The organism is Duodenibacillus massiliensis (assembly GCF_928721995.1).
Classification (GTDB): Bacteria; Pseudomonadota; Gammaproteobacteria; order Burkholderiales; family Burkholderiaceae_F; genus Duodenibacillus; species Duodenibacillus massiliensis.
Map to the genome: position 1 here is coordinate 1,369,504 of NZ_OV788642.1, position 12,677 is coordinate 1,382,180.

General features: G+C 56.5%; 12 protein-coding genes. 7 read left to right on the top strand and 5 right to left on the bottom strand.

Annotation, left to right across the window (positions count from 1 at the left end):
• Positions 1-53: 53 nt before the first annotated feature.
• The 5 genes from cydP to NXF97_RS06305 all read left to right on the top strand — a co-directional run bounded on the left by cydP (position 54) and on the right by NXF97_RS06305 (position 3,994).
• A complete protein-coding gene (gene cydP / locus NXF97_RS06285; RefSeq protein ID WP_274955483.1) occupies positions 54-404 on the top strand; it encodes a cytochrome oxidase putative small subunit CydP in 351 nt (116 codons plus the stop codon).
• Positions 401-1,954: a cytochrome ubiquinol oxidase subunit I gene (locus tag NXF97_RS06290; protein WP_074008609.1), complete on the top strand. Its 1,554-nt coding sequence runs from the start codon at positions 401-403 to the stop codon at positions 1,952-1,954. Before cydP ends, NXF97_RS06290 begins: the two co-directional genes overlap by 4 nt.
• Positions 1,955-1,972: 18 nt before the next feature.
• Positions 1,973-3,112 carry a cytochrome d ubiquinol oxidase subunit II gene (gene cydB, locus NXF97_RS06295; RefSeq protein WP_022372677.1) on the top strand — a complete coding sequence of 380 codons (1,140 nt, stop codon included), beginning with the start codon at positions 1,973-1,975 and terminating at the stop codon, positions 3,110-3,112.
• A 247-nt stretch (positions 3,113-3,359) separates the two neighbouring features.
• Positions 3,360-3,608, top strand: coding sequence for a cyd operon YbgE family protein (locus NXF97_RS06300; RefSeq protein ID WP_074008627.1), 249 nt, complete (start codon positions 3,360-3,362; stop codon positions 3,606-3,608).
• Positions 3,605-3,994: a group II truncated hemoglobin gene (locus tag NXF97_RS06305; protein ID WP_022372674.1), complete on the top strand. Its 390-nt coding sequence runs from the start codon at positions 3,605-3,607 to the stop codon at positions 3,992-3,994. The genes NXF97_RS06300 and NXF97_RS06305 overlap by 4 nt, the downstream gene beginning before the upstream one ends.
• Positions 3,995-4,000: 6 nt before the next feature.
• Here the strand turns inward: NXF97_RS06305 and NXF97_RS06310 are convergent, their stop codons facing one another.
• The 5 genes from NXF97_RS06310 to ppk1 all read right to left on the bottom strand — a co-directional run bounded on the left by NXF97_RS06310 (position 4,001) and on the right by ppk1 (position 10,192).
• Positions 4,001-4,558, bottom strand: a complete 558-nt coding sequence (locus NXF97_RS06310; protein WP_274955484.1) for a YaeQ family protein — start codon at positions 4,556-4,558, stop codon at positions 4,001-4,003.
• 2 nt (positions 4,559-4,560) lie between these two features.
• Positions 4,561-5,508, bottom strand: coding sequence for an AEC family transporter (locus NXF97_RS06315; protein ID WP_022372672.1), 948 nt, complete (start codon positions 5,506-5,508; stop codon positions 4,561-4,563).
• 176 nt (positions 5,509-5,684) lie between these two features.
• A complete protein-coding gene (locus NXF97_RS06320) occupies positions 5,685-6,995 on the bottom strand; it encodes an OmpP1/FadL family transporter (RefSeq protein ID WP_274955485.1) in 1,311 nt (436 codons plus the stop codon).
• Between the two features lie 267 nt (positions 6,996-7,262).
• Positions 7,263-7,700, bottom strand: coding sequence for a DUF4870 family protein (locus NXF97_RS06325; RefSeq protein ID WP_274955486.1), 438 nt, complete (start codon positions 7,698-7,700; stop codon positions 7,263-7,265).
• 143 nt (positions 7,701-7,843) lie between these two features.
• On the bottom strand, positions 7,844-10,192 hold the full coding sequence (gene ppk1 / locus NXF97_RS06330) for a polyphosphate kinase 1 (RefSeq protein WP_274955487.1): 2,349 nt from the start codon (positions 10,190-10,192) through the stop codon (positions 7,844-7,846).
• Between the two features lie 305 nt (positions 10,193-10,497).
• Between ppk1 and NXF97_RS06335 the strand changes: the two genes are divergently transcribed.
• Together NXF97_RS06335 and NXF97_RS06340 are read left to right on the top strand one after the other, a co-directional pair.
• The gene (locus NXF97_RS06335; protein ID WP_022372667.1) at positions 10,498-11,154 is read left to right on the top strand and encodes a response regulator; all 657 of its coding nucleotides are present in this window, start codon (positions 10,498-10,500) and stop codon (positions 11,152-11,154) included.
• Positions 11,155-11,187: 33 nt separating this feature from the next.
• A complete protein-coding gene (locus NXF97_RS06340; RefSeq protein WP_022372666.1) occupies positions 11,188-12,525 on the top strand; it encodes an ATP-binding protein in 1,338 nt (445 codons plus the stop codon).
• The last annotated feature ends 152 nt before the right edge of the window (positions 12,526-12,677 follow it).

Genomic DNA, 12,677 nt, shown 5'->3' on the forward strand with positions numbered 1-12,677 from the left:
GACCCGGCGGGCTGACAACCAAGTGAAACTCATTATGCCAAATATGTCAGTTTATGTCCGATTTTGATGATTTTTGGAGAAAAACTATCCCTTCCCGGCATATTTTCTTACCCTCACGCAGGGCCGCTTCTCTAAGATACGCTCGTCAAGAATCCCTGCGTATACGAAAGTTGGGTCTTATGTCTGAAACCACCTGTTCCGCCGCCAAAAAGCCCGGACTCGTTTTGGAAATCGCCGTCATCCTGTGCTGCAAACTCACTGCCATCTTCGGGCTGTGGTACTTCTTTTTCGGCCCGGACAAGCGCGTCGAGCAAACGCCTGAAAACGTCGCAACAGCCCTTCTGGAACGTGCGCCGGAATCTAACAATTCAACACAACAAATCACTCCGAGGGAGCAGCAATGATTTCTTCTGAACTCGTTGATCTGTCGCGGCTGCAGTTCGCGTTCACCTCCATGTACCACTTCCTGTTTGTCCCGCTTACGCTGGGGCTTTCATTCATGCTGGTGGTCATGGAAGCCTGTTACGTCGTAACCGGCCGTGAGGTCTACAAAGACATGACCCGTTTCTGGGGCAAGCTTTTCGGCATTAACTTTGCCCTGGGCGTTGCCACCGGCATCACCATGGAATTCCAGTTCGGCACGAACTGGGCCTACTACTCGCACTACGTGGGCGACATCTTCGGCGCCCCGCTTGCGATTGAAGGTCTGATGGCCTTCTTCCTGGAATCCACCATGGTCGGGCTCTTTTTCTTCGGCTGGAACCGTCTGAGCAAGGGCGGACACCTTGCCGTCACGTTCCTGATGGCCCTGGGCACGAACCTCTCGGCGTTGTGGATTCTGATTGCCAACGCCTGGATGCAATACCCCGCGGGCAGCGAATTCAATTTCGTGACAATGCGTATGGAAATGGCCAACTTCTGGGAAGTGGTTACGAGTCCCTGGGCGCAGGCCAAGTTCATGCACACGATTAACGCCGGCTACATGACGGGCGCCATGTTCGTTCTGTCGATTTCGGCCTGGTACCTCATCAAGGGCCGCGATATTGACTTTGCGAAGAAGTCGATCCGCCTGGCAGCATGCTTCGGCTTTATCGCCACGCTTCTCACGATTCACATGGGTGACGAATCCGGTTACCTCGTGACGAAAAATCAGCCCACCAAGATCGCTTCGATGGAAGCCATGTGGGAAACGCACGAAGCGCCGGCTCCGCTCTCGCTTTTTGCTCTTCCGAACGACAAGACCCGTTCCAATGAAATGGAAGTCTCGGTTCCCTGGCTTTTCGGTCTGATGGGTACGCGCAGCATCTCCACGGAAATCGAAGGCATCAATCCGCTTGTTGAAAAGGCTCAGGCCCGCATCATCAACGGCCAGCGTGCCGTGGGACTTCTGGAAGAACTCCGCAAGAACCCCTCAAGCCAGAACCTGCGTCAGCAGTTTGAAGAAGTTCAGGCTGATTTGGGTTACGGTCTGCTTCTGAAAAAGTACACCGCTGATGTCTCCAAGGCCACGCCCGACCAGATCCGCACCGCGGCTCTTTCCACGGTGCCTGCCGTGAATCCGATGTACTGGTCTTTCCGCCTGATGGTGGGCTGCGCCATTGCAAGCCTTCTCATCTTCCTTCTGTGCGCCTGGTTCAGCATCAAGAACAACATGGTTGAGAAGAAGAAGCTTCTGTGGCTCAGTCTGCTGGCCATGCCGCTGCCCTGGATTGCCTGCGAAGCCGGCTGGTTTGTCGCCGAATACGGCCGTCAGCCCTGGACCATTTACGAAGTGCTTCCCACGGATCTCTCGGTGTCTTCGCTTTCCGCCGGCAGCGTTCTCGGGTCTCTCATCGGCTTTATCGTCCTTTACGCGGTACTGCTTGTGGTTGAACTCTGGCTCATGGTGCGCTTTGCCAAACTCGGTCCGAGCTCTCTGAGCACCGGCCGCTACTTCTTTGAACGCAAAGCCTAACCGGATGGAGAAATTACGATGATCGATTATGAAATTCTGAAAGTCATCTGGTGGCTCTTTATCGGGGTTCTCCTCGTGGGCTTTGCCATCATGGACGGCCAGGACATGGGTGTGGGGTCTCTGCTGCCCTTCCTCGGCAAAAACGATACGGAACGCCGCTGCATGATCAATTCGGTTGCTCCCCACTGGGACGGCAACCAGGTGTGGTTCATCACCGGGGGCGGCGCCATTTTTGCCGCCTGGCCGATTGTGTACGCAACGGCTTTCTCGGGCTTTTACTGGGCCATGCTCATCATTCTCGCGGCTCTGATCTTCCGCCCCCTGGCGTTTGACTACCGCAGCAAGCATGAGCACGACACGTGGAAGAAGTCCTGGGACTGGCTGCTCTTTGTGGGTTCTGCCGTTCCCCCGATCATTTTCGGTGTGGCCTTCGGCAATATGCTGCAGGGTGTGCCCTTCCACCTCGATGAAACGATGCGTCCGATTTACACCGGCAGCTTCTTCGGGCTTCTGAATCCCTTCGGCCTTCTGTGCGGTGTGGTCTCTCTGCTGATGATCGTTGCCCACGGCGCCAACTACCTGGTTTTAAGAACCGAAGATGACCTGCAGCGCCGCGCCTCCGTGGTGAGCACGCTCACCTCCTTTGCGACGGTTGTGCTCTTCATCCTGGGCGGCATCTGGGCTTACTTCGGTGTTGACGGCTTTGTTGCGACCGCGGGTCTTGACCCGGCCGGTCCCGCCAATCCGCTTGCCAAGACCGTTGACGTTTACGCCGGCGCGTGGTTTGCGAACTTCTCGTCCTACCCGGTTCTGTGGCTTGTGCCGCTTGTTGCCGTGCTCGGGTTTGTGGTCTCGGGCATTCTTGCCCGCGGCATGAAGGGCCTTGCGGCGGTTGTCAGTTCCGCGGTGGGCCTGCTCGGTGTGATCCTCACGCCCCTGGTTGCCATGTTCCCCTTCATCCTGCCGAGCTCGACCGATGCGCGCTCCGGCCTGACGATCTGGGACAGCACGAGCTCTCAGCTCACGCTTGAGATCATGCTTGTTGTTACGCTCATCTTCCTGCCGATTGTGGTCGCCTACACCACGTGGGCTTACCGCACAATGTCCGGCAAGATCACGTCCGACTTCATCGCCAAGAACGATCACAACCTGTACTGATCGGTATGAACCCGGCGGCAGAAAGGCTTTATGACTGAAGCGCTCTGCCGCCGACAAACCCCTTAACCGGAGGATTTGACATGATCTACTTTTACTGGGCTGCCGGTCTTGGCTTCGCCCTCGCGATTTCGATTCTCATCTCCGTGACGATCGACAACCGCGAAGAAGAAGAAGACAACAAGGCTTAATGCCTTACAAGCACTCTGCCTGCAACAACGTCAGAAAAGGAACAAACGTGCGGACTCTGATGCGAGTTTTAAGCTTTCTTGCGGCCGCGGCCGTGATGTGTATCACCGTGTTTTATCCGCGGCTTATTGCCGAGACAAGCACGTCTGTGCCGCACGGCTTTTTTGTTCTCATGATGATCGGCATGAGTTTCTGCTGGGTGCACGGTTTCGGGTTTATCCCGCAAAACCGTGCCCTGCGTGTCTGCTTTTCGCCCGTCGTGGCCTGGCCGCTGATTGCCCTGGGCATCTGGGGCGTGTTTCTGCGATGACGGACAATAAAGCACCGTCGCTTTTTGAACGCATCGGCGGGGCTGAAACGGTGAACGCACTGGTTTCAGCCTACTTCCGGGAGCTGCATACCCAGCCCCGTGCCCCAACCCTTTGCGGCTTTTACAGTAAAGCAACGGATCACTATCAAACCCGCATGGTCGAGTACATCACGGGTTTTTTGGGCGGCCCGGGGCTCTATCAGCAGGCGCACGGCCTGCCGATGCTGCGGGAACAGCACTGCCGGCTCACGATTGATGACGCCATGCGTGATCAGTGGTACGGCTGTATGCAGGCGGCCATTGCTGATGTGATTTCCGATGCCGCACTGCGCACTCAGCTTGAAGCGGCCTTCTGGCGCATGGCCGACAGTCTCAGAAACGCGTAACGCGCCTCAGAACACGGGTTCTCCTCTGCGCATCAGGCATCCGATGTGCAGTTCCAGATTGGTTTTATCGTCGGCAATCCACACCACGCCGTCCTGAACCGTAGCTGCGAGGTGCATACTGCGCGTGCACATTGCCGTGAGTTTTTGGACTTCTTCGTCACTTATCGTGCGGATCGTGAGCTTATCGATCTTGCCGAAATCACCCTTATTGGAAAGCCACCAGGGACCGGTTTTTGCCTCATCGTAGGCAAGCACCACCACATCGTCGCTTCTGCCCGCCGCGCGCCTTAAGGCCTTGTTGTCGGGATTGCCCACATCGATCCAGCGGCCGATATCCCCCGCATCATTGGTTTCCCACAAGTCCGGTTCGTCTTCGGCGGAAAGTCCCCGGCCGAACTCCAGCTTTTCATCCGCGTAAAGGCAGAAGGCCAGAATCCGGACCATCATGCGCTCTTCGGTTTCCGAGGGGTGCCGCGCCACGGTAAGCGACCGCGAGCCGTACCAGCCGCGGTCAAGATCGGAAATATCAAGTGTTGCCTTATAAATCGTTGCGCCGAGCGCCATTTTTAAACTCCTGCACCCAGTAAGGTGAGTGTGAGCGGCACCGTGGCCGCCGACACAAGCGTAGAGACGAAGATGGAATTACTCGCGGCCCCCTCTTCCGAGTTAAATTCGTTACTCATGATGTAGAGGTTGATGGCCACAGGCAGAGCCGCCAAAAGCGTTGCCGCATTGGTTTCGAGCTCCCCGAGACCGATGAGGCGGCAGAAAAAGAAAACAAGCGCGGGCTGCACCGCAAGCTTTAAAACCGTGATCAGCGTGCCTTTGGGTAAGGAGGCCTTAAACGAATGCTGCGCAAGGCCCATACCGACCGCAATCAGTGCCGCCGGTGTTGTGGCAAGCGCCACCCAGTCCACCGTCTTTTGCGCAACCTGCGGCAGATGCCAGCCCGTCATACCCCAGCACGAGCCGATGATGATGCCGAGAACAATCGGGTTTTTAAAGATGTTGATGAGGGCATGCACGAACTTCCGGGCGTCGATTTTCCCGCCCGTTTTTCCGAATTCCACACAAGCCGTGGCCGCTGTCCAAAGCAGCAGAACGTTAAAAATAATGATGAGCGAAATCGTGGGGATAGCCTCGGCGCCGAGGCTCACCTGCACAATGGGAACACCGAGCTGCACGTTGTTGCCGAAAATGCCGCCCATGCCGGTAATGACCTGGCCTGTGCTGTCCTGACGGAAAAAATATTTGCCGCAGTATTTGCCGAGCAAGAAGACGACGACACATGAGGCAAAAAAGGCAATGAGCACCTTCCAGTCCACGGGCGGCATCTCTGAGAGCCCGCTCATGATCTTAAAAAGAAGGACCGGCATCAGAAGCTTAAAAACAAACTTCGACAGTGCCGAGCTCACCGCTTTGTCAAAAAGCCCGATTTTGATCGTAAACCAGCCCAAAAACACCAGCAGAAAAAGCGGAGCGCAAAGCTCAAGATGATGCAGAAAGATCGACACAGCCGCTATCCGTAAGGGTTGAAATCACAAAGAAAATCCGGAAAAGACGTGCATTATCGGCCCAAACGGGGCCGGGCACAAACTTCAGGCCGTAAAAAAGCCGCTTCGGCAGACTCATTTTCTGCGCAAAGCGGCTTTATACGTTTGTCAGATCGCCTCTGACGCCTCAGGCTTTATCAGTCGAAGCGGTAGACGAACTGAGCACCCACGAGGATGGCGTCAAGCTTATTAAATTCGCCGAGCTGCTCACCCGTTGTCTTGTTGTAGAGGCCCTTATCACCGATTCCCTTGAGGTACGCGAGACCGAAGTCACCCTGCAGTTTGTTATTGACGTGCCAGGTGGCGCCCAAAGAGAGCCACAGGCGGTCAGTATCCGGAATCGTGGCGCTGCGGTACTTGTCGTCATCAACCGGCGAGATTTCATAGCCCACACCGCCGCGGACCGTGACTGCATCATTGATCGTGTAGTCAGCACCGAGCGTAAAGAGCCAGGAATCTTTCCAGTGATACTCCTCTTTGTGAGTGTTGCTGCTCGTCGGGTTTCCGGCCATTTGGCCAAGTCTGCCAAATGCAGAACTGGTGATCGGCAACGAATCAAAGCTTGCCCAATTTGTCCAACGAACCAAGCCTGACAAACGCAGAGCCTGAGTTGCTTCCCATGTCCCGGTCAGTGTCACAACATGCGGAGCAGACATTGTGGCTTGCCCATCATAAGTACCCAGGTTATAACCCTTGCCGCTCGTGTTAGCAGGGATTCCCAATTTCGGAATGCCATCCGGACCGGTTTTCATCCCTGCCTTAAACGTACCGTCTGCGTGGTGATTCACCTGAGAGCGATAAGCCAGACCGAAACGCAGCGTCTCCGTGGGCTGCCACATCACGCCGAGGTTTCCGCCCCAGGCCCAGCCGTCAGCAGACAGACGACCATATCCCGTAGCACCACCAACAGGAACACCGCTTTCGAAGTGCGCCGTCACATACTGCAGCGACATACCCGCACCAATGGAGAGCTTGTCGTTTACCTTCCAGGCAACGTTCGGATTAAAGTCAAAGACCTTCACTTCAGCGTTCATGCCGTGGTCGGCAAGTTCCCAGTCGCGCTTATATTCAGTCGCCATACCGAAAGGAACCGTGATACCGAAGCCAAACCACATGTCTTCATTCATCTGATGCGTGAAGAACATGTTGGGAATCGGCACACCGTGCTTGGCACCGTTATCCGTATCTCCTTTATTCGTCTCAACATCGAGATCGAGATAAGCCATCACGGAACCCATCTGAAACTGCGTGCCAGGCAGAAGAACCATACCGGCCGGGTTGTACCAGACGGCGGACAGATCGTCACCCACGATACCGGAGCCGGCGTAGGCGCGGCCCAAACCCGCCACAGACTGTTCGGTGAGCATAAAGCCGCCCGCGTAGGCTGCGGACGTGGCAGCCGCCGCAAGCGTGAGTGCTGCCGAAAACTTGAACATTGCGTTCTTCACAGGAATTCTCCATTGGGCACCGGACTCATCCGTTTTACGGACAATGCACCAGCGTCTTCTTGTTATTGACGGCCGGTCTCGCACCGGTCCGGTAACGTCTGTCCTGACCAAAAAACATCTGCTCGGGCAGGCTCTTTTTCAGGACACAAAAAAACAGGTTGGCATTTTGCTGCCTTCCTGTTTTTTCAGGGCATGAAATGTATGCGGATAATCCCGCCCTCTCCCGCACAGACTAATCCGTAGAGATGATGCCTGCGGTTTCCTTTGTCAGTTAACCGGCATGGGCTGCGCGTTACTTAACCGGATCCAGCCCCGCACGATTCTGTAGCCCACCCAGATTCCCATGACGATGAAACCCACGGTCCAGACGGCAAAGCCGATCAGAAGCCAGGAGAGGATGAACCCCGTAAAGGCCACCAGAAGCGTCCAGGCCATGGCGTACCAGAAGGTGCGGATCTGCCAGGAAAAGTGGCTGTCAACATACGTGCCGCGGGCTTCGCTGCGCATCACGTAATTTAAAACCACCGCCGCAATCGAAGGCCAGCCGAAAAGAAATGCGCCGATGACGGAGGCTCCGGTCACGATTCCGATGATGACGGAAACGGCGTGCAGGATATAAACGATCTTGGCCACCGTCACAATTGAAGAAGGCGGTTCGTTGGCAAAGCCGTTTACAACAACCGGTTCACGCGGCGTCATATCCATTGCACAGATCTCCCGAAAGTCCGAAAAGCACCGCACCGAGACTGCAAAGAGGCCGTCCCGGCCGGTTTCTTCGCACTCTACAACACCGGGCACACTTCAGGTATGCGGGCTGCCTGAGAATTTTGAAAATGCCTGTGACTGCCTCAGCTGATCGACACCCGGCGTTTGCCGTCGTGCTGCGCAAGAAGATGCAGATGCCGGCCGATCTCAGCCTGTGAGTCGTAAGGTGCAGCCCCTTTTTCCGGCACTACTTTCGTGTAGGTGCCGTCGCCCGCCAAAACCCAGGCATGGACGTTATCGGCAAGCTGCGCCTTCACAATCTGCTCAAGGATGTTGTCGCGGATATCCGGATCGAGCACGGGCGCCAACACCTCAATGCGGCCGTTTAAGTTACGGGTCATCATGTCGGCGCTGCCCACGTACATTTTCTCTTTACCGCCGTGACGGAACCAGTAGACGCGGGCATGCTCCAGAAGTTCTCCGACGATGGAGCGCACGGTAATCGTGTCGGAAACACCGGGAATGCCGGGCCTGAGCGAACAGATGCCGCGCACGATGCATTCGATTTTCACGCCCGCGCGGCTTGCCTTGTAAAGAAGGGCAATGATGTCGGGGTCAACGAGCTGATTGCACTTCAAGATAATGTGGCCGCCGCCCTCTTTCATGTGCAGCGCAATTTCTTCCTCAATGAGCGCGGACATGTTGCGCCGCAGCAGATTGGGCGAGACAAAAAGCTCACGGTAGTTTTCAATAAAGCCGAACCCGGTCATGATGTTAAACAGGTCCTGCACGTCGTTGCAGATCGCGTCATTGGTTGTGAAAAGCCCGAGATCGGTATAGATCTTCGCGGAAGCCGCGTTGTAGTTACCCGTGCCGATATGCACGTAACGGCGCATGCCGCCGCCCTCGCGGCGCACAACGAGACAGAGCTTCGCGTGGATCTTGAGTCCGGCAAAACCGTAAACAACATTCACACCCGCTTTTTCGAGTTCCTCGGCCCAGTTGATGTTCTGCTCTTCGTCAAACCGGGCCTTGAGTTCCACCACAGCCGTCACCTGCTTGCCGAGGCGCCTGGCCTCAAGAAGGCTCTTTACAACGGGGGACGCTCTGCCGCAGCGGTAAAGCGTCTGCTTGATGGCAACGACGTCGGGGTCAAGCGCCGCCTGATGCAGAAACCGCAAAACGCAGGCAAACGAATCGTAGGGGTGATAAACCATCTGATCGTGCCCGGCGATCGCCTCAAAGACGCTGCCTTCGGCGTCAAAGGCCGCAGGAATTCTCGGATGCATCGCCGGGTACTTAAGCCCCGGCTTATCCAGGGCCATCAGTCCCATGAACTCAGAAAACGCAAGCGGCATCTTTGACTTAAAGATCTGGCTCGGATGCATGTCAAGGTGCTGCACCAGAAATTCCTGCAGGCGCTTTGGCATGCCGCGCCCGAGTTCGAGCCTTACGACCGAGCCGAAACGTCGCTGCTCGACGTAGTCGCGCACGGCCGACAACAGGTCATCGGCTTCGTCTTCTTCGATTTCACCGTCGGTGTTGCGGGTGACGCGGAAAAGACCGGAATTTTTTACCTTGTAGCCGGGGAAAAGCTGCCCCATGCGGCGCACGATCAGGTCTTCCACCAAAAGCACCTGATTGGTGTCTTCGGTGACGGCAAAGGTTTCAGACCCTTCCTTATCAGCATCGGTGAGAAACAGAAACCGCGGCAGGTTGTTCGGGCACTTCACACGGGCAAAACGGACCTTGACGGGGGCGGAAGCGGCCACGGCCTCAAGTTCCGCGACGATATTGATGCTCGTGTTGGAAATCATCGGGAAGGGGCGGCCTGCGTCCACGGCCTGGGGCGTGAGAATCGGAAAGATCTGCTCGTCAAAATAGCGGTTCACACGCGTTTTCTGACGCCCCGTAAGATCCTCGTACTTCACAAAGCGGATGTCTTTTTTCGCCAAAGCGGGCTTTAACTCATCAAACCAGAGTACTTCGGCGGCATCGAGCATCTCCTGCACACGACGCCGGATTTCAGACAACTGGCGCGCGGGCGGCATCTGATCGGCGCCGGTGGGCGCCACACCGCTTCGGGCCTGGCGCTGCAGGTTCATCACCCGCACCATGTAAAACTCATCGAGGTTATTAAAGAAGATCGCAAGAAACTTCACCCGGTCCAGAAGCGGCACACGTTTGTCCATGGCCGTCTCAAGGACCTTGCGGTCAAATTCAATCCAGCTGATTTCACGGTTGATGTAAAGCCGGGGATCTCTTAAGCCCAGTGCTGAAGCGTCTTTCAGAAAGGCCGCTTCCCTTTGTGCCCCCGGCTGTCCGGCTGCCCCTTTTTTACCTGCCGGCTTTGTGCGCGCCGCGGCTTTTGTTCCCGTCCGCTTTTTTGCTTTTCCGCTCTTTAGAGCAGCCGGCACCGGACCCGCCCCCTCTTTTTTGACGCTCCCGGCTTTAACGCCTTCTTTTTCCGACACCGCTTTTTCCTGACTCATGACGCAACACCGTCCGGCAAACACTCTGATAAAAGGCAGAAAACCCGCTCCGCCCGCGATAATTTTTCAATGTAGCACCGTATTGCAACAATTCTGTGACACAAAACAATTTCTTTTGTATCAACACAAGACTTTTCGCCCTCCGTCTTTGCACGAAGACATAGAAAAGCGTTTCAGAAAACGTAGTCTTTTCCGATATCGAGTACACTCTGCGGCAAACTGTCGGCGGCCGCCCGAGTCCCCGTGCGTCGCGTGTCCCGTGTCAGCACCGTTGCGGCCGCCCTCTTATGCGTTAGGAAATCATCATGCGAATTCTTCTCGTTGAAGACGACGAAATGATCGGAGAAGGCGTTGTCGACGGGCTTAAGGCCGAAGGCTATGCCGTTGACTGGGTGCAGGACGGCAACTCCGCCCTGATTGCACTCAGAACAACCCCTTTTTCGCTCGTGATTCTTGACCTGGGTCTGCCCGGCAAAGACGGCATCAGCGTGCTGCAGGAAGTTCGCTCGCAGCGCATGCACGTGCCGGTTCTTGTGACCACGGCGCGCGACACGGTCTCCGACCGCGTCAAGGGCCTTGATGCCGGTGCCGACGACTATCTTGTCAAGCCCTTTGACCTTGACGAGCTCTCAGCCCGCATCCGTGCCCTTTTGCGCCGCTCCGCCGGCCGCAGCGAGCCCACGATTGAGCGAGGCGAACTCGTCATCAAGCCGGAAACCCGCGAAGTCTTTTTCCGCGGCGAGCCGGTACTGCTCTCCTCCAAGGAGTATGCCCTTCTTGTGGCGCTTGCCGACCGTCCGGGCGTTGTGCTCTCGCGCGGCCAGCTCGAAGAAAAGCTCTACAACTGGGATTCCACCGTGGGCTCCAACGCCATCGAAGTGCACGTGCATCACTTAAGAAAGAAGCTCTCGGACGGCGCCATCAAAACGGTGCGCGGCGTGGGCTACCTTCTTGAGACCTAGTCAGCACGCAGCTTCGGGACCTGCCGCATCATCATGCTCAGTATCCGCGGAAAACTTGTTCTGATGCTTGTTTCAGCGCTCGTCACGGCGGGCGTTGTCGCATCGGTTGCCACCTATTACTCCACCCGGATGGAGTTCTCGTCGCTGTTTGATGCGCAGCTTAAGCACACGGCGCTTGAACTCATCGAAGGCGGCAATATTGAGGTTAACAGCGTGGCCCTTATCGGGCAGGCGCCGCAGCAGCAGATTTCCGTACAGGTCTACGATGCCGCGGACAACCGCCTCTACGTGGCCCGCAGTCAGCATCCGCTGCCGGTTGCGGAAATTCCGGGCTTTTCCACCTTTACCGATGAAGCCGGGCACGAGTGGCGGCAGTACGCCGCCGCTGTCGGCACACGCATTGTGCAGGCGGCGCAGCCCCTTGAGGTACGCTCCCGGATGGCCGCTTCCGCCGCTCTGAGAATTCTGCAACCGGTGTTGCTTTTCATCGCATTTCTTGCGATTGCCATCTGGTTTGTGATCGTGCAGGTGCTGCAGCCCTTAAGTAAAACCGCAAGAGCTGTTGCCAAGCGCTCCCCGTCGTCTCTGGATCCGATTCCTTCAACGGGCCTGCCCTACGAGCTCAGAAGCCTCGTTAACGCCATTAACGATCTGATGCGGCGCTTAGGCGACAGCCTTACCGCGCAGCAGCGCTTTGCTTCTGATGCCGCACACGAACTCAGAACGCCGCTTGCAGCGATCAAGCTGCAGGCGCAACTTCTTGCGCGCGCCAAAACCGATGAGGACCGCGCCAAGTACGCCGGACGCCTTCAGCAGGGTGTGGCCCGCGCCACAAAACTTGTCGAGCAGCTTTTAACCATTGCCCGACTTGACCCGGACGCCTCCCAAAAACCGATGGCGCCGGCTGACCTTGCCGCAATGGCCAAAGCCGTTGCCGAAGACCTTACCGCACCGGCCGAAGCCAAAGGCATCACGCTCACGGCAAAAACGGAACCCGCCGAAGTCCTCGGCATGCCCGACGCGCTGCGGCTCATGATCACCAACCTCACCGACAATGCCATCCGCTACACGCCCGAAGGCGGGCGCATTGAAATCGGCATTGCCGCCGACGGCAAAGACGCCGTTATTTCCGTCACCGACAACGGCCCGGGCATCGCGCCCGAAGAACGCGAACGCGTCTTTGAGCGTTTTTACCGGGCTCTGGGCACCAAAGTTTCAGGCACCGGCCTGGGTCTTGCGATCGTCCGCCGCATTGTCGCGATGCATGACGCTTCGATTCAGATTGAAGACGGCTTTCCCCGCGCTGACGGTTCCGGATGCGGGGCGCGGTTTGTGGTCCGGATTCCCTTTGACCGCACCAAACTGAACTGACGGTATTCGAATTTCATCGATTTGTCCCGTTACAAATAGACAAATATCCGTTGTCTATGCATAATGCTTCTTAGGTTTTTTCCCTTAGACAGGTTTTTCACATCCGGCCGCTTCCCGAGGTAAGGCAACACCTGCAGTACCGCCTCGTTTTC

Excerpts from the sequence above, each read along its gene's own strand:
- cydP (WP_274955483.1), top strand. The coding sequence starts at position 54 with ATGTCCGATTTTGATGATTTTTGGAGAAAAACTATCCCTTCCCGGCAT.
- NXF97_RS06290 (WP_074008609.1), top strand. The coding sequence starts at position 401 with ATGATTTCTTCTGAACTCGTTGATCTGTCGCGGCTGCAGTTCGCGTTC.
- cydB (WP_022372677.1), top strand. The coding sequence starts at position 1,973 with ATGATCGATTATGAAATTCTGAAAGTCATCTGGTGGCTCTTTATCGGG.
- NXF97_RS06300 (WP_074008627.1), top strand. The coding sequence starts at position 3,360 with ATGCGAGTTTTAAGCTTTCTTGCGGCCGCGGCCGTGATGTGTATCACC.
- NXF97_RS06305 (WP_022372674.1), top strand. The coding sequence starts at position 3,605 with ATGACGGACAATAAAGCACCGTCGCTTTTTGAACGCATCGGCGGGGCT.
- NXF97_RS06310 (WP_274955484.1), bottom strand. The coding sequence starts at position 4,558 with ATGGCGCTCGGCGCAACGATTTATAAGGCAACACTTGATATTTCCGAT.
- NXF97_RS06325 (WP_274955486.1), bottom strand. The coding sequence starts at position 7,700 with ATGGATATGACGCCGCGTGAACCGGTTGTTGTAAACGGCTTTGCCAAC.
- ppk1 (WP_274955487.1), bottom strand. The coding sequence starts at position 10,192 with ATGAGTCAGGAAAAAGCGGTGTCGGAAAAAGAAGGCGTTAAAGCCGGG.
- NXF97_RS06335 (WP_022372667.1), top strand. The coding sequence starts at position 10,498 with ATGCGAATTCTTCTCGTTGAAGACGACGAAATGATCGGAGAAGGCGTT.
- NXF97_RS06340 (WP_022372666.1), top strand. The coding sequence starts at position 11,188 with ATGCTCAGTATCCGCGGAAAACTTGTTCTGATGCTTGTTTCAGCGCTC.